This is a genomic window from Xylophilus sp. ASV27 (assembly GCF_016428875.1).
Classification (GTDB): domain Bacteria; phylum Pseudomonadota; class Gammaproteobacteria; order Burkholderiales; family Burkholderiaceae_C; genus Xylophilus.
The window spans coordinates 1-20,832 of sequence record NZ_JAELTO010000056.1 but is presented as its reverse complement, the minus strand read 5'-3'; the positions used below and the strand labels follow the sequence as shown (position 1 = coordinate 20,832).

General features: G+C 67.2%; 18 protein-coding genes, 2 tRNA genes and 1 pseudogene. 15 read left to right on the top strand and 6 right to left on the bottom strand.

From position 1 onward, the window contains the following. Positions 1-63: 63 nt before the first annotated feature. Positions 64-618: an elongation factor P gene (efp, locus tag JHD63_RS13035; RefSeq protein WP_198971170.1), complete on the bottom strand. Its 555-nt coding sequence runs from the start codon at positions 616-618 to the stop codon at positions 64-66. A gap of 126 nt (positions 619-744) precedes the next feature. Further along, positions 745-1,803, bottom strand: coding sequence for an elongation factor P maturation arginine rhamnosyltransferase EarP (earP, locus tag JHD63_RS13030; RefSeq protein WP_198971169.1), 1,059 nt, complete (start codon positions 1,801-1,803; stop codon positions 745-747). Positions 1,804-1,871: 68 nt separating this feature from the next. Here earP and JHD63_RS13025 point away from each other — a divergent pair, with 68 nt between their 5' ends. The 9 genes and pseudogenes from JHD63_RS13025 (at position 1,872) to JHD63_RS12985 (ending at position 9,832) form a co-directional block, all read left to right on the top strand. After that, positions 1,872-2,435 (top strand): STM3941 family protein, encoded by a 564-nt coding sequence (locus tag JHD63_RS13025; RefSeq protein ID WP_198971168.1) that lies wholly within the window; start codon positions 1,872-1,874, stop codon positions 2,433-2,435. Positions 2,436-2,467: 32 nt separating this feature from the next. After that, the gene (uvrC, locus tag JHD63_RS13020) at positions 2,468-4,429 is read left to right on the top strand and encodes an excinuclease ABC subunit UvrC (RefSeq protein WP_198971167.1); all 1,962 of its coding nucleotides are present in this window, start codon (positions 2,468-2,470) and stop codon (positions 4,427-4,429) included. A gap of 41 nt (positions 4,430-4,470) precedes the next feature. After that, positions 4,471-5,037, top strand: coding sequence for a CDP-diacylglycerol--glycerol-3-phosphate 3-phosphatidyltransferase (gene pgsA, locus JHD63_RS13015; protein WP_198971166.1), 567 nt, complete (start codon positions 4,471-4,473; stop codon positions 5,035-5,037). Between the two features lie 85 nt (positions 5,038-5,122). Then, positions 5,123-6,223, top strand: a complete 1,101-nt coding sequence (locus tag JHD63_RS13010) for a tartrate dehydrogenase (RefSeq protein WP_198971165.1) — start codon at positions 5,123-5,125, stop codon at positions 6,221-6,223. Between the two features lie 212 nt (positions 6,224-6,435). After that, a pseudogene (locus JHD63_RS13005) lies at positions 6,436-6,720 on the top strand (HU family DNA-binding protein); the annotation flags it as partial. A gap of 9 nt (positions 6,721-6,729) precedes the next feature. Then, positions 6,730-6,805: transfer RNA gene (locus JHD63_RS13000), tRNA-Val, on the top strand. 77 nt (positions 6,806-6,882) lie between these two features. Further along, the gene (locus JHD63_RS12995; protein ID WP_198971163.1) at positions 6,883-8,799 is read left to right on the top strand and encodes a SurA N-terminal domain-containing protein; all 1,917 of its coding nucleotides are present in this window, start codon (positions 6,883-6,885) and stop codon (positions 8,797-8,799) included. A gap of 73 nt (positions 8,800-8,872) precedes the next feature. Continuing rightward, positions 8,873-8,948, top strand: a tRNA-His gene (locus JHD63_RS12990). A 239-nt stretch (positions 8,949-9,187) separates the two neighbouring features. Continuing rightward, positions 9,188-9,832, top strand: a complete 645-nt coding sequence (locus JHD63_RS12985) for an exosortase H-associated membrane protein (protein WP_198971162.1) — start codon at positions 9,188-9,190, stop codon at positions 9,830-9,832. A 4-nt stretch (positions 9,833-9,836) separates the two neighbouring features. On the opposite strand, the gene JHD63_RS12980 is transcribed toward JHD63_RS12985, so the two are convergent. After that, a complete protein-coding gene (locus JHD63_RS12980; RefSeq protein ID WP_198971161.1) occupies positions 9,837-10,814 on the bottom strand; it encodes an NADPH:quinone oxidoreductase family protein in 978 nt (325 codons plus the stop codon). Positions 10,815-10,945: 131 nt separating this feature from the next. Here JHD63_RS12980 and surE point away from each other — a divergent pair, with 131 nt between their 5' ends. The 4 genes from surE to rpoS all read left to right on the top strand — a co-directional run bounded on the left by surE (position 10,946) and on the right by rpoS (position 14,451). Continuing rightward, positions 10,946-11,755 (top strand): 5'/3'-nucleotidase SurE, encoded by an 810-nt coding sequence (gene surE, locus JHD63_RS12975; RefSeq protein WP_198971160.1) that lies wholly within the window; start codon positions 10,946-10,948, stop codon positions 11,753-11,755. After that, positions 11,752-12,570, top strand: a complete 819-nt coding sequence (locus JHD63_RS12970) for a protein-L-isoaspartate(D-aspartate) O-methyltransferase (RefSeq protein ID WP_198971159.1) — start codon at positions 11,752-11,754, stop codon at positions 12,568-12,570. The genes surE and JHD63_RS12970 overlap by 4 nt, the downstream gene beginning before the upstream one ends. Before the next feature lie 10 nt (positions 12,571-12,580). Then, complete coding sequence (locus JHD63_RS12965) at positions 12,581-13,477, top strand: peptidoglycan DD-metalloendopeptidase family protein (protein ID WP_198971176.1); 897 nt, start codon at positions 12,581-12,583, stop codon at positions 13,475-13,477. Positions 13,478-13,539: 62 nt separating this feature from the next. After that, positions 13,540-14,451 (top strand): RNA polymerase sigma factor RpoS, encoded by a 912-nt coding sequence (gene rpoS, locus JHD63_RS12960; protein ID WP_370590500.1) that lies wholly within the window; start codon positions 13,540-13,542, stop codon positions 14,449-14,451. 22 nt (positions 14,452-14,473) lie between these two features. Here rpoS and JHD63_RS12955 read toward each other — a convergent pair whose 3' ends face one another. Next, entirely contained in the window at positions 14,474-17,068 is a 2,595-nt protein-coding gene (locus JHD63_RS12955) for a chemotaxis protein CheW (RefSeq protein ID WP_198971157.1), read from the bottom strand. 98 nt (positions 17,069-17,166) lie between these two features. Between JHD63_RS12955 and rlmD the strand changes: the two genes are divergently transcribed. Then, positions 17,167-18,669, top strand: coding sequence for a 23S rRNA (uracil(1939)-C(5))-methyltransferase RlmD (rlmD, locus tag JHD63_RS12950; RefSeq protein WP_198971156.1), 1,503 nt, complete (start codon positions 17,167-17,169; stop codon positions 18,667-18,669). 146 nt (positions 18,670-18,815) lie between these two features. Here rlmD and JHD63_RS12945 read toward each other — a convergent pair whose 3' ends face one another. Both JHD63_RS12945 and JHD63_RS12940 read right to left on the bottom strand, forming a co-directional pair. Then, positions 18,816-19,193 carry a hypothetical protein gene (locus JHD63_RS12945; RefSeq protein ID WP_233168073.1) on the bottom strand — a complete coding sequence of 126 codons (378 nt, stop codon included), beginning with the start codon at positions 19,191-19,193 and terminating at the stop codon, positions 18,816-18,818. Between the two features lie 146 nt (positions 19,194-19,339). Further along, positions 19,340-20,038 carry a Bax inhibitor-1/YccA family protein gene (locus JHD63_RS12940; protein WP_198971155.1) on the bottom strand — a complete coding sequence of 233 codons (699 nt, stop codon included), beginning with the start codon at positions 20,036-20,038 and terminating at the stop codon, positions 19,340-19,342. 214 nt (positions 20,039-20,252) lie between these two features. Between JHD63_RS12940 and JHD63_RS12935 the strand changes: the two genes are divergently transcribed. Beyond that, positions 20,253-20,660, top strand: a complete 408-nt coding sequence (locus tag JHD63_RS12935; RefSeq protein ID WP_198971154.1) for a GlcG/HbpS family heme-binding protein — start codon at positions 20,253-20,255, stop codon at positions 20,658-20,660. Positions 20,661-20,832: the final 172 nt, after the last annotated feature.

Below are 20,832 nucleotides of genomic sequence, written 5' to 3'. Positions count from 1 at the left end.
CGCTTGGGCTTATCTGACTGGCATTGGCCCGATCGGGGCCTTTTGCTGCGGTGTGGACATCGCTCAGACGCGCTTGCGGTATTCGCCGGTGCGCGTGTCGATTTCGATGCGGTCGCCTTGCGAGACGAACAGCGGCACCGGCACTTCGAAGCCGGTGGCGATCTTGGCGGGCTTGAGCACCTTGCCGGAGGTGTCGCCCTTGACGGCGGGTTCGGTCCAGGTGATTTCGCGCTCGACGCTGGTCGGCAGTTCGACCGAGATCGCCTTGCCTTCGTAGAACACCACTTCGACGGCCATGCCGTCTTCGAGGTAGTTCAGCGCGTCGCCCATGTTCTCGGCTTCGACCTCGTACTGGTTGTACTCGCTGTCCATGCAGACGTACATCGGGTCGGCGAAGTAGGAATAGGTGCATTCCTTCTTGTCGAGCACGATCTGGTCCATCTTGTCGTCGGCCTTGAACACCACTTCGGTGCCGAAGTTGGCGATCAGGCTCTTGAGCTTCATGCGCACGGTGGCGGAGTTGCGGCCGCCGCGGCTGTATTCGGTCTTGAGGACGACCATCGGGTCCTTGCCGTGCATGATCACGTTGCCGGCGCGGATTTCTTGAGCGATTTTCATAGGTTGGGCCTGTTGGGGCTGGGTTGCGGGCCTTGCGCGGGGGGCGGGATGCCGCTCCGCGAAAAGGCAAAGGCGCCACCAGGCAAGTGCTGCAGACGCTGCCCGAATTGCGCAAAGCCCTGGATTTTAACGTTTTTCCTTCGCGAACCCGAGCAGCCGCGTCGCCAGATCGGCTTGCGCCAGCAGCCGCGCGCGCGCGGCGCGCGCGCAGGCGCCCCAGGCCGGCAGGTCCCAGGCCGGCAGGGGGCCTGCGGCGGTGCCGTTCCACACCCGGTGGAACTGGCGCAGGTCTGCGGGCGCCTGCAGCCAGTCGAGGAAGGCGTCGAGCTTGTGCGCATGGGCGCCGTCGGCCTGCGGGTAGATCTGCCAGATGAAGGGCTGCCCGGCCCAGAGCGCGCGCACCAGCGAGTCTTCGCCGCGCACGAAATTCAGGTCCGCCGCCCACAGGCGCTCGTCGAACGCCTCCTGTGTGACATGGGGTTGGTATGAAATTGATAGCATGCAGCCCAGGTTCTTACTGGGCTTCAGGCACTTTTTGTGCTCAATTTCGCGTTCCACGGCCGTGCGGCTGCGCCCGGCCGCCACCAGCAGCCGGGCGGGCTGCGGGCCCTGCTGCAGGCGCAGCGGCAGTTCGGCCAGGGCAGGGGGCTCGTAGCAGAACAGGTTCAGCAGGAGCGTGTCCGCGCCTGCGCCGGCGGCCGCGCGCGCGCCGCTCCGGTTGAAGCCGGCCTGCCGCGCGGCCAGCCCGGGCTCGCGCAGCAGGCCGCCTGTGGCGGCGGTGAAGCCCGGATAGAAGAACCACTTGGTCCATCCCGCGGCAGGCCCCTGCAGCATGGGCGAGGGCAGGGCGTGGCAGCATTGCACATAGGCCTCGGCCGACAGGTATTCGAGGTTGATCCACACCGGCGCGCGGCCGGCTGCGGCGGCTGCGGCGATGAAGCCGGGCTCCGGGTCGCAGCCGAAGGCCTCGACCACCACGTCGCCCGGCGGATGCACCGTGCCGGGCGTCCAGTGCACCAGCGCGACGCCCGGCGCGCCCTGCGGCGCCATCCAGGCGAGGGCGGCCGGGTCGTCCACCCAGAGCCGCACCCGTTCGCCGCGGCCGGCCAGGTCGGCCGCCAGACGCCAGCACACGCCGATGTCGCCGTAGTTGTCGATGACCTTGCAGAAAATGTCCCAGTGCATGCGCCGTCCTTTGGCGCGCATTGTGCGTGTCCGGGCCGCCGGCGGGGCCAGGTCGATAATCCGCCGCCATGACCTTGCCCGATGCCCACGCCATTCCCCGCAGCCGCGCCAGGCCCGCCCTGCTGCTGCTCGCGGCCGCGCTCCTGCTGGTGGCCTCTGTCTGGCTGGCTACGCGCGATGCCGCCTGGCTGGCGGCGCAGACGCGCTTCGAGAGCCTGGGCGCGCTGCGCGGCCTGGCCGGCGTGGCGTTGCTGGCGGCCGTTGCCTGCGCGGTGAAGGGCGCGCGCGGCTGGGCCGACCGCTCCCCGGGGCTGGTGCTCGACGCCGAGGGGCTGGTGGACATGGTGAGCAGCGTGCGGGCCGGGCGCATCCGGTGGGCCGAGGTCACCGGCCTCGCGGTACTGAAGGTGCGCAACCAGTTCACCCTGGTGCTGAAGGTGGCCGATCCGCAGAAGCTGATCGCCGCGGCCTCGCCGGTGCGGCGCGCGCTGGCGGAGGCCGACGCGCGCCTATGCGGCAGTCCGGTGGCGATTTCGGCGGCCACGCTGGCGATCGGCTTCGACGACCTGGTGCAGCTGTGCCATGCCTACCACGCGCGCTATGGCACGAAGCCGGCGGGCGCCGGCTCCTGAAGCGCCAGGCCGGCGCGGCCACAATAGGCGCCATGTCCGACCAGCATTCCGAACAACTGCTCAGTGAGGTGGCGGCGCTGCCCGCGCTGCCGGGGGTCTACCGCTACTTCGACGCGGAGGGCGTGCTGCTGTACGTGGGCAAGGCGCGCAACCTCAAGAAGCGTGTTTCCAGCTACTTCACCAAGAACCATGGCGGCACGCGCATCGGCCATATGATCGGCAAGATCGCGCGCATGGAGACCACGGTGGTGCGCTCCGAGGCCGAGGCGCTGCTGCTCGAAAACAACCTGATCAAGACCCAGCACCCGCGCTACAACATCCTCTTTCGCGACGACAAGAGCTATCCCTACCTGAAGATCACCGGCAACCCCGAGCATCGCGGCGGCGGCGCGGCATCGCCGGCCACCACCTTCCCGCGCGTGGCCTACTACCGCGGCGCGGTGGAGAAGCGGCACCGCTACTTCGGGCCGTTTCCCAGCGCCTGGGCGGTGAAGGAGTCGATCCAGCTGATCCAGAAGGTGTTCCGCCTGCGCACCTGCGAGGACACGGTGTTCGGCAACCGCACCCGGCCCTGCCTGCTCTACCAGATCAAGCGCTGCTCCGGCCCTTGCGTGGACCTGATCTCGCCCGAGGCCTATGGCGTGGACGTGGCCAATGCCGAGCGCTTCCTGCGCGGCGAGACGCAGGAGGTGATGGGTGCGCTGGAGCAGCGCATGATGGCGCACGCGGAGAAGCTCGAGTTCGAGCAGGCGGCCGAGCTGCGCAACCAGATGAGCGCGCTGTCGCGCGTGCTGCACCAGCAGTCGATCGAAACCGCGACCGACCGCGACGTGGACATCCTCGCCGTCAAGGTGCAGGGCGGGCGGGCCTGCGTCAACCTGGCGATGGTGCGCGGCGGCCGGCACCTGGGCGACAGGCCGTACTTCCCGGTGCATGTGGAGGACGCGGCCGCGCTGCTCGCCATGGAGGCGGAAACCGATGCAGGGGCCGCGCCGGCGCCGCCGCCGGTCGAGGCGCAGGTGCTCGAGGCCTTCATCGCCCAGCACTACCTGGGCGTGCCGGTGCCGCCGGCGCTGATCACCAGCCACGCGGTGGACCGCGCGCTGGTCGACGCGCTCACGCAGCAGAGCGGCACCCGGGTGTCGGCCGTGCACAACCCGCGCGAGCAGCGCCGCATCTGGCTGGAGATGGCGCAGAAGAACGCCGACCTGCAACTGGCCCGCCTGCTGGCGGAGGAGGGCTCGCAGCAGGCGCGCACCCGCGCGCTGGCCGACGCGCTGGACCTGGTGCCGGACAACCTGGACGAACTGCGCATCGAGTGCTTCGACATCTCGCACACGGCGGGCGAGTCCACCCAGGCCTCGTGCGTGGTGTTCCACCACCACAAGATGCAGAACGGCGAGTACCGGCGCTACAACATCGAGGGCGTGACCGGAGGCGACGACTACGCGGCCATGCGCCAGGTGCTCACGCGCCGCTACGCCAAGCTGGCCGAGGCCGCGCGCGCCTCGGAAGACCCGGACCATCCCACCAGCGGCTCCGCGCGCATGCCGGACCTGGTGCTGGTCGACGGCGGCAAGGGCCAGGTCTCGATGGCGCGCAGCGTGTTCGAGGAGCTGGGGCTGGATCTGGCGCTGATCGTCGGCGTGGAGAAGGGCGAGGGCCGCAAGGTCGGGCTGGAGGAACTGGTCTTTGCCGACGGCCGCGAGAAGGTCTACCTGGGCCGCGATTCGGCCGCGCTGATGCTGGTGGCGCAGATCCGCGACGAGGCGCACCGCTTCGCCATCACCGGCATGCGCGCGCGCCGCGCCAAGGTGCGCGTGGGCGGCAGCCAGCTCGAGGACATTCCCGGCGTCGGCGCCAAGAAGCGCGCGCGGCTGCTGCAGCGCTTCGGCGGCGTGCGCGGCGTGGCGGCCGCCAGCGTGGAGGACATCGAGCGGGTCGAGGGCATCTCGCGCGAGCTGGCCGAAGAGATCTACCGCGCCCTGCACTGATCGAGCGCCGCAGGGGAGCGGCGCGTGACACAATCGCCGCCATGTTCTGGACTATTCCCACCATCATGACCTGGACGCGGATCATCGCGATTCCGCTGATCGTGGGAGTGTTCTACCTGCCGCTGTCCGAGCCGGTGCGCAACCTCATCGCCACGGTGATGTTCGTGGTGTTCGCCGCGACCGACTGGCTCGACGGCTTCCTGGCGCGCCGGCTCAACCAGACCTCGGCCTTCGGCGCCTTCCTGGACCCGGTGGCCGACAAGTTCCTGGTCTGCGCCTCGCTGCTGGTCCTGGTCTACCTGCACCGCGCCGACGTCTTCGTGGCGCTGATCATCGTGGGACGCGAGATCGCCATTTCCGCCCTGCGTGAGTGGATGGCGCAGATCGGCGCCTCGCGCAGCGTCGCGGTGCACATGCTGGGCAAGGTCAAGACCGTGGTGCAGATGATCGCGATTCCGTTCCTGCTCTATGACGGGCGGCTGCTCGACCTCATCGACACGAACCTCTGGGGCACGGTGCTGATCTGGATCGCGGCCGTGCTCACCATCTGGTCGATGGTGTACTACCTGCAGAAGGCGCTGCCCGAGATCCGCGCCCGAGTGCGCTAGCGCTCAGGGGGTGCCGGGCGCCGCGCGACGGTGCCGCGCCGGAAGGTCCAGCAGTACAGCCCCACTTTCCTCAAGAGACTCCGCCATGGTTCAGCCCGTCCGCTCACACCACCGCATTGCCGTCATCGCCGGGGATGGCATTGGCAAGGAGGTGATGCCCGAGGGCGTGCGCGTGCTCGATGCCGCCGCACGCAGGTTCGGCATCGGCCTGCAGTTCGACCATTTCGACTTCTCGAGCTGGGACTACTGCGAGCGCCACGGCAAGATGCTGCCGGACGACTGGAAGGCGCAGATCGGCGGCCATGACGCGATCTATTTCGGCGCGGTCGGCTGGCCCGAGAAGATCGCCGACCACGTCTCGCTCTGGGGCTCGCTGCTGTTGTTCCGGCGTGAATTCGACCAGTACGTCAACCTGCGTCCGGCCCGCCTCATGCCCGGCATCATCGCTCCGGTGGTGCGCCGCGACGGCAGCCCGCGCCAGCCCGGCGAGATCGACATGTACATCGTGCGCGAGAACACCGAAGGCGAATACTCCAGCATCGGTGGGCGCATGTTCCCCGGCACCGAGCGCGAGATCGTCATGCAGGAGACGGTGATGTCGCGCATCGGCGTGGACCGGGTGCTGAAGTTTGCCTTCGAACTGGCCCAGTCGCGGCCCAGGAAGCACCTGACCAGCGCCACCAAGTCCAATGGCATCGCCATCACCATGCCGTACTGGGACGAGCGCGTGGCCGAAATGGCCAGGACCTACCCGGAGGTGACGGTGGACAAGTTCCACATCGACATCCTCACCGCGCATTTCGTGCAGCGGCCCGACGCCTTCGACGTCGTGGTGGCCAGCAACCTGTTCGGCGACATCCTGTCCGACCTGGGGCCCGCCTGCACCGGCACGATCGGCATCGCGCCCAGCGCCAATCTCGACCCGGACCGGCGCTTTCCCTCGCTGTTCGAGCCGGTGCACGGCTCCGCGCCCGACATCGCGGGCCAGGGCATCGCCAACCCGATCGGGCAGATCTGGTGTGGCGCCATGATGCTGGAGTTCCTGGGACACAAGGAGGCGCACGACGCGATACTTGCCGCCATCGAGAAGGTGCTCGACCCGAAGAGCGGCGCGCCGCGCACGCGCGACATCGGCGGCACGGCATCGACCTCGGATCTGGGCCGCGCGATTGCCGCTGCGCTGTGACCAAAACCCGTGTGAAAAAGCGTCTAGAATCCCGGCTCCGCGCCATCGCAAGACGGCAAGTCTGTTGACACCGCCTAGGTCCATCGCTTTAATCTGCTCTCGCTGCACACCGTCGCGGCAGCCCTTCCCGAACCGCCTAGCCGTCCCCGAGGGGCCCCGCCGGTTCAGGACGACCAGATTCCACCGACACCCAGTCAACGCCATATTTCTTCAGAGGGGTTCCTGTGAACAAAACCGAACTGATCGAGCACATCGCCAAGCATGCCGACATCTCCAAGGCCGCTGCCACCCGCGCACTGGAGTCCACCATCGGCGCCGTCAAGACCACCCTGAAGAAGGGCGGCACCGTCTCGCTCGTGGGTTTCGGTACCTTTGCCGTGGGCAAGCGCGCGGCACGCAGCGGCCGCAATCCGCGCACCGGCGAGACCATCAAGATCAAGGCTGCTAAAGTACCAAAGTTTCGTCCAGGCAAGGCATTGAAGGATGCGTTGAACTGAGTTCAGGTGGGGTGCTTAGCTCAGTTGGTAGAGCGGCGCTCTTACACGGCGTAGGTCGGCGGTTCGAGACCGTCAGCACCCACCACCGACACAAAAAGGCGAACGGTAGTTCGCCTTTTTCTTTATCCGAACCGCGCTCGCGGTGTTGTTGAAAGATCCACCATGTTTGAGTCCATCCGCAAGCACTCCAAGATCGTGATGGTCATGCTGTTCTTGCTGATCATCCCGTCGTTCGTACTGTTCGGCGTCGATGGCTACCGCCGTTCCATGGAGCACAGTGCGGCCGTGGCCACCGTGGACGGCCAGGACGTGACGCAAGGTGAGTGGGATGCCGCACACCGTGCCAACGTGGAGCGTTTGCGCGCGCAGATGCCCAATCTGGATTCCCGCATGCTGGAGACGCCGCAGGCGCGCTACAGCACGCTGGAGCGCCTGGTGCGCGAGCGCGTGCTGCGCGCGGCCGCCGAGAAGGGCCATGTGCTGCCCAGCGACGCGCGTCTGGCGCGCGTCCTGCATGACGATCCGGTCATTGCCAGCATGCGCGGAGCCGACGGCCGGCTGGACATGGCGCAGTACCGCGAGGCGCTGGCGCGCCAGGGCATGACGCCCGAGTTATATGAGTCGCGCGTGCGATCCGAACTGGCCCTGCGCCAGGTGCTGGAGGCCGTGCCCGGCACCAGCTTTGCCACCGCCGCCGAGACCCGGCTGGCATTCGATCCGTTCTATGAACGGCGCAACATCCAGGTTGCGAACTTCAATCCGAAGGACTTCTTGTCCAAGGTCAGCCTGGCCGACGCGGACCTGCAGCGCTACTACCAGGACCACCTGGCCCAGTTCCGTGTGCCCGAGCAGGCGGACGTCGAATACCTCGTGCTGGACCTCGACAGCGTCAAGCGCGGCATCACCGTCAGCGAGCAGGACCTGCAGACTTATTACGCGCAGAATCAGGAGCGCCTGGCTAGCCAGGAAGAGCGCCGTGCCAGCCACATCCTGATCGCCGTGCCCAAGGATGCACCCAAGGCCGAGCGCGACAAGGCGCATGCGCTCGCCGAGCAATTGCTGGAGCAGGTGCGCAAGGCGCCCGCCAGCTTCGCCGACGTGGCACGCAAGAACTCGCAGGATCCGGGCTCGGCCCCCAGTGGCGGCGACCTGGGCTACTTCGCGCGCGGCGCCATGGTCAAGCCCTTCGCGGACGCGGCGTTCGCGATGAAGAAGGGCGAGATCAGCGATCTGGTCGAATCCGATTTCGGCTATCACATCATCCTGCTGGAAGACATCAAGTCGGCCAAGCAGAAGAGCTTCGCCGAAGTGCGTGGTGAACTGGAGTCCGAGTTGCGCCAGCAGCAGGCACAGGCCCGCTTTGCCGAAGCCGCCGAAACCTTTACCAATGCCGTATACGAGCAGGCGGACAGCCTGCAGCCGGCTGCGGACAAGCTCAAGCTGACGCTGCGCACCGCGAAGGACGTGCTGCGCACGCCCGCGCCTGGAGCGACCGGGGCGCTGGCCAATGCGCGCCTGCTCGAGGCCTTGTTCTCGCCGGATGCCATCGAGAAGAAGCGCAATACCGAGGCCATCGAGATCGGCCCCAATCAGCTTGCCGCCGCACGCATCGCGCGCTACAGCCCGGCACAGACGCCGACGCTGGATGCGGTGCGCGACCGGGTGCGCACGCTTGCCACCGAACAGCGCGCCGCCGAACTGGCCCGCCAGGAAGGCCAGGCCCGGCTGGCCGCGTGGAAGGCCGCGCCGGCAAGCGCCAGCATGCCGGCTGCGATCACGGTGTCGCGCAGCGATCCGCAGCAGCAGCCCCCCCTGGTGGTGAGTGCGGTCATGCGCCTGCCGGCCGCCAACCTGCCGGCCTTCGCCGGAGTCGATCTGGCCGCCGACGGATACGCCGTGGTGCGCTTGAACAAGGTGGAGGCTCGCACGCCACCGACGGGCGAGGAGGATCAGCGGGATCGCGCACGCGTTGCGCAGTCCTGGGGCGCGGCCGAGGCGGCTGCCTACTATGAGTTGCTCAAGAAGCAGATGAAGGTCCAGATCAAGGCCGACAAGCCTGCGCCTGTCGCGGCGGGGTAGCCGGGGCCTGGCATCCGTAGAAAACATCTGCGGATGCCTGCCTGAATGACGCTATAATACTTTTCTTTCTACGGTGGCTGTAGCTCAGTTGGTAGAGTCCAGGATTGTGATTCCTGTTGTCGTGGGTTCGAGCCCCATCAGCCACCCCAGTTTCCTTCTCCCCAGCGCTGTCGCAACGGCGGCGCATGCATGATCTGGTTCTCCCGCAACGGGGGCATGTTTCTTCCGGTCCTGCTGATTCAAAACCCGCTTTTTTCCAAGTCTGCCTGTGGCAGGAGCTGCGGCCGCTGTAGCATGTCGCGCCACAATGGGGCATGCGGCCACGTCTCGCCCGAGGCGCGTGCGCAATGCTCCAGACTTCGATGCATTACAAGGAGGACTTGCCATCATGCTGCCTGAATCGCGCCTCTCCCGCTTTTTCCTCGTGGCACTGGCCTGGTTGCTGGTGCTGACCGCCGCATGGATGACCGTGTCGCGCTGGGTCTCGATGCCCGTCGGCTTTCTTGCGCAGGTCGCGCTGGAGCAGGGGGCGCCCTACTGGGTGCGGTCGGTCCGCCTGAATGCCGGCGTGATCGAGGCGGACACGCGCATCGAGGTCCGGGTGCCCGGGGCGGCGTCTGGTGCGCGCGGAGAGATCATGGTCGATGCGCGCACCGCGCACTATGCCTATGGGCTACCGATCCTGCTGGCCTTGCTGCTGGCCGCGCGCAGCCGCGGCTTGTGGAAGCGGGCCATGGCAGGCTACTTCCTGCTGCTGCCGTTCCAGGCTTTCAGCCTGGTGTTCGATCTGCTCAAGCAGATGGCCATGGCTGGTGCGGGAGGAGGGGCGGTACTGGGCATCGACCAATGGCAGCTCGAGGGCATCGGTTTTGCCTACCAACTCGGAACGCTGGTGGTACCCACGCTGGCGCCTGTGATGCTGTGGCTGTGGATGGACCGCGACTTTTTCCGCACGGTGGTGGTGGAACAATGGAAGCCTTCTCACCAGCGTCCAGCCGTGTCGGTCGAACCGAGCGAAGGGCCCCGCGCATGACCGCTCATCCGTTGACCATCACCAGCTTTCCCTTCACGCTGCGCGATCCCATCAGGCCGTAGGCTTCCTTCAGACGGTCCAGCGGGAGTGTGCGGTCTATCACGGGCTTGATGCGGCCCTGGGCGTACCAGGCGGCGAGCTCCTGCATCATGGCTGCATTGCGCTGCGGCTCCCGCTGGGCAAAGCCGCCCCAGAAGATGCCGACGATGGAGGCTCCCTTGAGCAGCGGCAGGTTCAGCGGCAGTGCGGGTATCGGGCCGCCGGCGAAGCCCACCACCAGGTAGCGGCCGCGCCAGGCAATGGAGCGAAACGCTGGATCGGCGAGCTCGCCTCCGACCGGGTCATAGATGATGTCCGGGCCTTTGCCGCCGGTGAGCTCCTTGAGCGTGGCGCGCAGGTCCTGGCGGCCGTAGTCGATGCTGGCATCGGCCCCGATGCTGCGGCACAGCGCGCATTTCTCTTCCGAAGACGCCGCCGCGATCACGCGCGCGCCCGCCGCCTTGGCGATCTGGATGGCGGCGGTTCCCACGCCGCCTGCCGCACCCAGCACCAGCACCGTTTCGCCGCCCTGCAGTTGACCACGGTCCAGCAGCGCATGGTGCGAGGTGGCATAGGTCATGATGAAGGCCGCCGCGTCCACGTGGGGGAATGCATCGGGCAGCGGCATGCACTGCGACGCCTGCGCCAGCACGTGGGTCGCAAAACCGCCCGTGCCCTGTAGGCAGGCCACGCTCTGGCCTTCGCGCAGTCCGGTCACGCCCGCGCCGACGGCGCGCACCACGCCTGCAAATTCGGAGCCCGGCACGAAGGGCAGGGGCGGCTTCATCTGGTACTTGTTCTGGACGATCAGCAGATCGGGAAAGTTCAGGCTGGCGGCCTTGATCTCGACCAGCACCTCGCCCGCTGCGGGCACGGGGGTGGGCAGCTCCTTCCAGATGAGCGCGTCAACGCCGGTGGGGTTTTCGCAAAGCCAGGCATGCATGGGGGTCTCCGTCTATTCAGTGGTGGGGCTGGTCGATCATAGGAGGCTGCTGCAAAAGGCCTTTGTCCCTCGCGTGACGCGGCGCAGCGGAGCCGGCGCGCCACCTACAATCCGATGATCCTGCTTCGCCCATGAAAATCCTCATTTCCAACGACGACGGCTTCCAGGCGCCCGGCATCGTGGCACTGCACCGCGCACTGCAGGACATCGCCGATGTCGAGGTGGTCGCCCCCGAGCACAACAACAGCGCCAAGTCCAACGCCCTGACCTTGCACGCCCCGCTCTACGTCCACACGGCCGCCAACGGTTTCCGCTATGTCAACGGCACTCCCGCCGACTGCATGCACATTGCCCTCACCGGCCTGCTCGGCTACCGGCCCGACCTGGTGGTCTCCGGCATCAACAACGGCGCCAACATGGGGGACGACACCATTTATTCCGGCACCGTGGGCGCCGCGATGGAGGGGTTTCTGTTCGGCGTGCCCGCCATCGCCTTCTCGCAGGTCGAGAAGGGCTGGGCAGAACTGGAGTCTGCCGCGCAGAAGGCGCGCGAGATCGTGGGCGGGCTGATCTCGCAGAAGCTCGTGGGCGAGACGCCCTGGCTGCTCAACGTCAACATTCCCAATCGGCCGCTCTCGCAGCTCAAGTCCTTGCGCCTGTGCCGGCTGGGCCGCCGCCATGCGGCTGAGCGTGTCATCACCCAGGACAGTCCGCGCGGCGAGACCATGTACTGGATCGGCAATGCCGGCCTCGCGAAGGATGATGCCGAAGGCACCGACTTCCACGCCACGGCGCAGGGGCATGTGGCCATCACGCCCCTCAAGATCGACCTGACCGACCACGACAAGCTCGGGTACTGGGGGCAGACCGTGGCCCGCTTGAGCGGCGCCCTGCCGGCGGGCCCCGATCCGGATGCACTTGCGGCGCAGGCAGCGGCATGAGCGAGCGGCCGCGCTTTCCGGCGAGGCTGACAAATCCCGCGCCGCCGGCGGGCCGCTCTGCTTTTGCTATTAAAAATGTAGCTAATGGCCCAGGTGCAGCATGGGGTGGCGACCCCCTGCGTTCCAAGAACCAGGCGATGCCCCAGGCCTCGTCGGGATGGGGGCTGGATTCGGGCGCGGTGCGCCTGCGCATGGTGCAGAAGCTGGCCGCGCAAGGCGTGCAGGCGCCGGCCGTGCTGGAGGCCATGGGCGCCGTCGAGCGGCATCGCTTTGTCGATTCGGGCCTCGTGAACCAGGCCTATGAGGACACCAGTCTGCCGATCGGGCTGGGCCAGACCATTTCCAAGCCCAGCGTGGTGGCGCGCATGCTCGAGCTGCTGCTGGGCGCCGAAGGCGCGCAGCACGGGCGGCTGGGGCGGGTGCTGGAGATCGGCACCGGCTGCGGCTACCAGGCCGCGGTACTGGCCCGCATCGCGCGCGAGGTCTACAGCATCGAGCGGCTGCGTGGGCTGCACGACAAGGCACGCGAGAACCTCCGGCCCCTGCGCCTGCCCAACGTCCATCTGCTGTTTGGCGACGGCATGGCGGGTTATGCCAAGGGGGCGCCCTATGCCGGCATCATTGCCGCCGCGGGCGGCGAGGCCCTGCCGCAGGCCTGGTGCGCCCAGCTTGCCCTGGGCGGGCGGCTGGTCGCGCCCATGGCCATGCAGGGCGGCCGGCAGGCGCTGGTCGTGGTGGACCAGACACGGCACGGCTTGAAACAGAGCGTCCTGGAGGATGTGCGCTTTGTCCCCCTAAAATCAGGGATTGCTTAAAGGGATGTTTATGCTAGGAATGCGCGGACGGATGTGGGTGGCAACGGGCATGCTGGCCGTTGCGGCGGTGATCGCCGGGTGCTCCACCGACAAGCCGCGACGTGCGCCACCGGTGGAAGACCGCGGCCTTGGCGCTGGCGCCTTGGCGCCGAGCGCGCCTATGGCGTCTTCCGTGGCAGAGGCGCCGCCCCCGAAGCCGCTGCCAGGGGCCGAGAACGCCGGCCGCCCGGGCTACTATACGGTCAAGCCCGGCGACACCTTGCGCAAGATCGGCCAGGAAACCAATCAGAACTGGCGCGACATCGTGCGCTGGAACAGCCTCGAAAATCCCGACCTGATCGAAGTGGGTCAGGTGCTGCGCGTGGTTCCGCCCACGTCGAGCCAGGTGGCGCAGGCCCCGGCGGCGGAGAAGCCCAGTGGTGCGCCGGTCACCGGCACCTCCCTGCCGCCGGCGCAGCCTGCGTCCCATACGCCTTCGCCGGGCGCCGCGCCCGGGGTCGTGGCGCCGGTTACACCGCCGCAAGGCGCTGCCAGCGAGGACGAGGTCGCCTTCATCTGGCCCGCCAGCGGCACCTTGCTCGCCGCCTTCGACGAAGCCAAGAACAAGGGCTACGACATCGGCGGCAAGGCCGGCGATCCGGTGCTGGCCGCGGCCGACGGCCGCGTCGTGTATGCGGGTGCGGGCCTGCGCGGCTACGGCAACCTGATCATCCTCAAGCACAACAACACCTATCTCACGGCCTATGCCCACAACCAGACCCTGCTGGTGAAGGAAGACCAGTCGGTGCGCCGTGGCCAGAAGATCGCCGAAATGGGCAGCAGCGATGCCGATCGCGTGAAGCTGCATTTCGAGATCCGGCGGCAGGGCAAGCCGGTCGATCCCTCGCGCTACCTGGCAGCGCGGTAACCAGCATGGCGCGGCGCAGCACTCGCAGCCCGCGCCCCGCCGCTCCCGAGGGCCAGGCCGCGGTGTTCCCACCGTCTGCCTCCGAGCGGGAACTCCATGCCAGAGAGGCGGTCGACTCGCCAGAGGGCGGCGACACGCTCGCCCTCTACCTGAGAGAGGTGCGCCGCACCGAGCTCTTCACCCCCGAGGAAGAGCTTGCCACAGCGGTGCGCGCCCGCGCCGGCGACTTCGAGGCCCGGCAATCCATGATCGAACACAACTTGCGCCTGGTGGTCAGCATTGCGAAGGGCTACCTGGGCCGGGGCCTGCCGCTGGCGGACCTGATCGAGGAGGGCAACCTGGGTTTGATGCACGCCACCACCAAGTTCGAGCCCGAGCGCGGGTTCCGCTTCTCCACCTACGCCACCTGGTGGATCCGGCAATCGGTCGAGCGCGCGGTGATGTGCCAGGCACGCACCATCCGTCTGCCGGTGCATGTGGTGCGCGAGTTGCAGCAGGTGCTGCGCGCGCGCCGCGCCCTGGAGAGCGATCCGGAACTCGCCGCACGCCGGCCCGATGGCCCGCGCGTGGAAGACATCGCCGCGCTGCTCGGCCGTGAGGTGCAGCAGGTCGCCGACCTGCTGGCATTGGCGGACACGCCACGTTCGCTCGACGCATCGCTCGACCGCAACGATGATGCCGACACCCGGCTCGACACGGTGCGCGATGAAGCGGCCGTCGATCCCAGTGGCGCCGTGCACGAGCACGAGGTGGAGCGCCTGCTGGAGCAGTGGATCGATGCGCTCTCGCCGCGCGAGCGCGAGGTGCTCTACGGCCGCTTCGGCCTGCACGAGCGCGAGCCCGAGACGCTGGATGCGCTCAGCCATCGCCTGGGCCTGACCCGCGAGCGTGTGCGCCAGGTCCAGAACGAGGCGCTGCAGAAGCTGCGGCGGCACCTGGCGCGCCATGGCGTGGCGCGGGACATGCTGCTGTAGCGGCGCGCCGCCCGGCAGCCTTCTAGGCAGCCATGGCGAACGGAGTCTCTTCTTCCCGCGACGGCTCTGGCGGCTTACCGTCGATCAGCCAGGCGAATAGCCGTTCCACGTTCACCGCCTGGATCAGCAGCTCGCCGCGGTTGGCCTTGATGACTTCCGATGCGAACATGGACTGGCCCTGCGCCGCCAGTGGCGTGCGGATGATCTGGCTATCGTCGAACTGCGGCACCGCGTGCAGTTCGTCGACCAGCAGGCCCAGCGTATGGTCGCCATGGCGCACCACCATCACCTGGCTGCCCGGCGTCGGGCGCGATGGTTGGCCGCCCAGCAACTGCACCAGATCGAACACCCACATGAAGCGCTGCCGCATGTCGGCGCGCTGCAGTCCCAGGATGCCGATGCGGCCACCGCCGCCAAGGGGCGTGGGCCGCACGTCGGAGAAGGGCACGGCCTCCAGCACATGCTCGGCGGGCATCGCATAGAGCGAATCCTGGCAGAAGAAGGTGGCGAACTCGCGCGCGTCGGGCGCCACGCCGTCCTGTTCTATCGCCAGCGCCGTGTTGCGCGCCAGCGCCTTGCCGTGCCGCACCTCCCCGAACGACTGGTAGACCGCCGCGATCACGTCTTCTTGGTAGCCGTCACTGGTCTTGAATTCACGGTAGCCGCTGGACACCGTGCAGGCCAGGATGGCGTACTGGCCGTCATCCTCCGTGATGAGGGAACGGCTTTGCCCGTTGCGCAGCGCCAGCAGGTCGGCATCGATCTCGAGCACGCTGCCCACCGGGCGGCGCTCGTCCGTGCTGGCCAGGATGCGGCCCTGGCGGTTCAGGTAGAAAGCCTTGCAGTGGGCCTTGCCTGCCAGGCCTGCGCGCAGCATGGCGCGGAACTCCGGCTCCGCATCGAACACGATGCCGATGCCGCCCACCACGGCCCCGCTGCCGTCGAGGTCCTGGATGGCGGCGTGGTAGATGTAGGTGTCACGCCCTTCATAGAGGGGCGTCGGGCCGAAGGGGCTGACATAGTATTCCTGCGTGGTGCGCAGGCTGGTCACTTGCTGCAGGGTATCGGCGTCCACGTGGCGCCCGCGTACCGGCGAGCCGTCGGCCGTTTCGGGACTGCCCGTGGTGGCGAGGATGCGGCCGTGGCGGTCGTAGACGAAGAGGCGCGTGTAGACGGTGTAGAGGCCATTGATGTAGGCCAGGATTTCTTCCACGCGCTCCAGCGCTTCCGGCTCCGGATGTTCCTGGCCCAGGGTGGCGCGCAGTTCGGGCGTCAGGGCCCACCAGCGGCAGTCGTCGGAACGCTCGTAGAGGTTGCGGTCCAGCAGGTCCACCATCAGGTGCGAGGTGAATTCCGATCCCCGCATGCTGGAGGCCAGCACGGTCTGGTAGAGGTCGTGGATGGATCGCGCGAAAAGCTCGTTGCTGCGATTGCCGGTCTCGCTGATCTGGTCCAGGACCGTCTTGAGCTTCTGCATGTCGCCGGTCTGGCCCGCGGTCATCACCTGGCCGTTCCAGACGATGCGCTGTATGGTCTTGACCGCCTGCATGATGCCGTGCAGCGGCGGGCAGAAGCTCTCGGCGTGGGAGAGCAGGCCCTCGGCCATCAGCGGATCGAGTCCGGCCAGCACGTTGCTGGAATTGCCCCGGAAGGCCACGTCCACCGGGATCATGACCTGGCCTTGCCAGCCCGAGGGCCCCGGATAGCCCTGGTAGCCCTCGGAGGCGTAGGTCCGCACCAGGTACTCGCGGCCGCAGTAGAGCATCAGGCTGGGCCCGGCATCGCGGTTCACCGGCACCACCGCGCCGGTGGGAATCCAGATCGGGTCGGCGCTGGCGATGACGCGGCCGGTGCCGTCGAGCAGCAGCATGTTGGAGCGCTTCTCGTCGTCGCGATGCGATTCGAAGATGCCCTGCATCTCCTGCTCGAAGTTGAAGCACAGGCACAGTACGCCGATCACGGCGCCGCTGCCGGGATGGTGCATGCGGCGCGAGTAGATCAGGGCGCGCTCCTTGCCGGGACGCAGGTCGGTGTACCTGAAGGTCTCCACGTAGCTGTCGCTCGCCAGCGTCTCGGCCAGCAGCGGGTCGCTGCTGTGCTCCAGCGGCGTGGCCGGGTCGATCTGCACCAGCACATTGCCCTCCGTGTCGAGCAGCATGATCTCGTCATAGACCGTGTACTTGTCCCGGTATTCGCGCAGCCTGAGGCGGGCGGCGTTGCCATCGTCGGAGGGTTGCGCGACGAAGCTGCACAGCTCCCGGTCGGTGGCCAGGAAGCCGACGTCCGCCGTGCGCTCGAAGAGATTGCGCACCACGATGTCGATCACGTACTGCGCCTTGGTGCCCACGCCCGTCATGACGTTGCGCACCTTCTCCTGCACCAGGCTTTCCACCAGCTCGTGCTCCAGCTTGGTGAAGCCGCTGCGGGTCGCCGCCATGGTCGGCAGGATGGACCTCGCCTCGTGCGGGCAGTTCATCTTGGCGGAGGATTCGATGATGCGCCACATCAGGTTCAGATCCTTGAGCGATTGCTCGCAGAGCGACACGTCGCGCATGTAGGGCAGGAACACGTCGTTCGCCAGAGGCTGCGCGGCGTGCGGTGTGGTATCCAGTCGCATGAAATCTCCCGTCAAAGCGGCGGCGAAGAATGAGCAATTTGCGCGCCAGCATCCGGGCGCGGCAAGAAGGGCTTTGCGGGACTGAGACAATCCGGGAAATGACTGACACGACCCCACGAACCCCTGGCGCCGCAGGCGACACGAACCTGCCCGCCCCACCGATCGATCCCTCGTTCCCCGATGCACTGCTGGTGGAGTCGCTGGACCTGGAGGCGCAGGGCGTTGCCCGCCGTGCCGATGGCAAGGTGATCTTCATCGACGGCGCCCTGCCGACCGAGCTGGTGAGCGCCCAGAGCTTTCGCCGCAAGAACAACTGGGAGCAGGCCAACCTCACCGCCATCCACCGCGAATCGTCCCAGCGCGTACGCCCGGGCTGCCCGCACTTCGGGCTGCATGCCGGCGCCTGCGGCGGCTGCAAGATGCAGCACCTGCATGCGGGCGCGCAGGTCGCGGTGAAGCAGCGCGTCCTCGAAGACAACCTGTGGCACCTGGGCAAGGTCCGGCCCGGCATGCTGCTCCGGCCCATCGAAGGCCCTGCCTGGCACTACCGTTACCGCGCGCGTCTGTCGGTGCGCTACGTCCACAAGAAGAACACGGTGCTGGTCGGATTCCATGAGCGCAAGAGCCGCTACATCGCCGACATGTCGAGCTGTGCGGTACTGCCGGCCCATGTGGGCGCCTTGCTGGTGCCACTGCGCAACCTGCTGGGCATCATGGAGGCGCGCGAAACCTGCCCGCAGATCGAGGTGGCCTGCGGTGACGCGGTCACCGCGCTGGTCCTGCGGCATCTCGAGCCCTTGTCGTGCGCTGACCTGCAGCGGCTGCGTACCTTTGCCGCCGAGCACCGCGTGCAATGGTGGCTGCAGCCCAAGGGCCCCGATACCGTGCACCTGCTGGATGCAGAAGGGCCGGAGCTGAGCTATGCACTGCCGGAGTTCGGCATCGTCATGCCCTTCAAGCCCACCGACTTCACCCAGGTCAACCCGCAGATCAACCGCATCCTGGTGGGCCGGGCGCTGCGCCTGCTGGACGTGCGGCGCGATGAGCGCGTGATCGACTGGTTCTGCGGACTGGGCAATTTCACCCTGCCCCTGGCCACCCAGGCCGGCAGCGTGCTGGGCATCGAGGGCAGCGAGACGCTGGTGGCGCGCTCCCGCGAGAATTATGAGAAAAACAGGGCTGTAGCCCAGGATTTATCTGGGCTTTGTGCTACAAAATTTGTAGCGCGTAATCTCTTCGACATGACACCGGCCGCATTGCTGCAGGACGGCATCGCGCAGAAATGGCTGGTCGATCCGCCACGCGAAGGCGCCTTTGCCCTGGCCAAGGCGCTGGCCGACCTGCACCAGTTGCGCATCGGCCAGCAGCCGTCCGGGGATCGCGCGCCGCAGGCGCTGCCCGACGCCGCAGCCGTGGCCGCATGGCAACCGCCGCGCCGCATCGTCTATGTGAGCTGCAACCCCGCCACCCTGGCGCGGGATGCCGGCTTGCTGGTGCACCAGGCCGGCTATCGCTGCAGCGCCGCCGGCGCCGTCAACATGTTCCCGCACACCGCCCACGTGGAAAGCATGGCGGTATTCGACCTGAAGCCGTCTGCTTAATGTGGAACACCTCCGAAGCGCCTGCGGCGCTTCCCCCTCAAAGGGGCGCACCCGGTGGCCTGGCAAGGCCAGCTCCACGGGTGTCCCGGCAAGGCTGCGCGCGTTTCATACGGCGTGTTGCATCATCCGGCACTCAGGAAGCTGCCTTACAGCGATGCCGCCCGTCCCGCCTGCCGGCGGGGTGGCGGGGCCAGCACCTTCTCCGTTGCCTTGTCGATACCGGCCTCCGGGTCGGCTTCGGCGGCGCTGGCCGCGGCCGGGCCGATCATGGATGCCTGGCCAGCGATCTTGTTCTCGCGCATGTACTGGTCCATGTCCTTCCAGCCCGCGAACACGGCTGCCTTGGAGGCCTTGGGATTCAGGTTGTAGCAGTCCTCGATGCCCCGCAGCGCGTAGCGGCAGGCGCCGCCAATCGCCTGCGCGTCCGCTTCACGCTGGGCGATGCGCGGGTCGGGCCGCAGGCCGGGAACATCGCAGCCTGCGAGCAAGGTGAGAAGGGCAAGGTTCAGCAGGCGGATCGGCATGGGGCGCGGTCGGAACAATTCATGGAAATGCACTCTGGCAGTTTATAGGCAGCATGCCGTCCAACTGGAGAGTCTCGACCGGGACACCCAAAGAAAAAGGCCCCGCAGGGCCGTGATCACCGTACGCCGAAGCGCGAGTGGCGCCTTCAGTCGCGCTCGCCGCCGAAGATGCCCAGCAATGCCAGCAGGTTCTGGAAGACGTTGAAAATATCTAGGTAGAGGGCCAGCGTGGCGCTGATGTAGTTGGTCTCTCCGCCGTCGAGGATCTGCTTCAGGTCGTACAGCATGTAGGCGCTGAAGATGCCGATCGCCGCGACCGAGATGGCCAGCATGCCCGCCGAGGAGCCCACGAAGAGGTTGATCACCGAGCCCGCGAGCAGCACCAGCACGCCCACGAACAGCCACTTGCCCATGCCGGAGAGGTCGCGCTTGATCACGCTGGCAAGCGTCGCCATCACGAAGAACACGCCGGCCGTGCCGCCGAACGCGGTCATCACCAGCTCGGGGCCGTTCTTGAAGCCCAGCACCATCGCGATCAGGCGCGACAGCATCAGGCCCATGAAGAAGGTGAAGGCCAGCAGCACGGGAACCCCGGCAGCGGAGTCCTTGGTCTTCTGGATCGCGAACATGAAACCGAAGGCTCCGGCCAGGAAGATGATCATGCCCATGCCGCCGCGCAGCGACTGCGTGATGCCGGTCTGCACGCCAACCCAGGCGCCCAGCACGGTCGGCAGCAGGCTCAGCGCCAGCAGCCAGTAGGTGTTGCGCATGACCCGCTGGCGCTGATCCTGCGAGACGTCGTAGCCGTAGCCTGTACGGCCGATGGTTTGCAATTGGTCGTTCATGTCTACTCCTTGAACATCTGCAAAACGCGCAGACAGCTTCCTGCAGTGCCTGCAGGTTTGCTCATTTTAGGCGGAGCCTGCCGCGCGCCCGGGCCGAAAGACCTTCCATATTCCTTCCTATTTTTTGTAAGGATACCTTTGCGGAAATGTCAGCCCTGCACGGGGCCCGGCGCGGTTATGCTGGCACGCTTTTTTCCTTCAAGCGGGACATTTCATGAAGACCAAATCCACACTCGAACTCGCCGACGTCAAGAAGATTGCCGCCGCAGCCGAGGCCGAGGCCTTGCGCAACCACTGGGCCGTGAGCATCGCCATCGTCGATGACGGCGGCCATCTGCTGTGGCTGCAGCGGCTCGACGGCGCCGCCGCCATTTCCGCCCATATCGCCCCGGCGAAGGCCCATACGGCCGCGCTCGGCAGGCGCGAGAGCAAGGGCTACGAAGACATGGTCAATGGCGGCCGTGTCTCGTTCCTGTCGGCTCCCGAATTGAAGGGGCTGCTCGAGGGCGGCGTGCCGATCCTGAAGGACGGGGAGTGCATTGGCGCCGTGGGCGTGAGCGGCGTGAAGTCCAGCGAGGATGTGCAGATCGGCAAGGCCGGCATCGCTGCTCTGGGCCTGTGATGACTGCCGCCACCGGCGGCGCGCACAAAAAAGCCGACCTGCGGTCCAATGCCAGTCAGTTAAGATCTGACTGGCATTTTCTTTGTGGGGAACTTGCTGCGAGAGCGCTTGACTTCGCGCGGGAATGACCGCCCGGCGCGGCGAGGCGGGAGCACGAAGTAGCGGGCTTGCT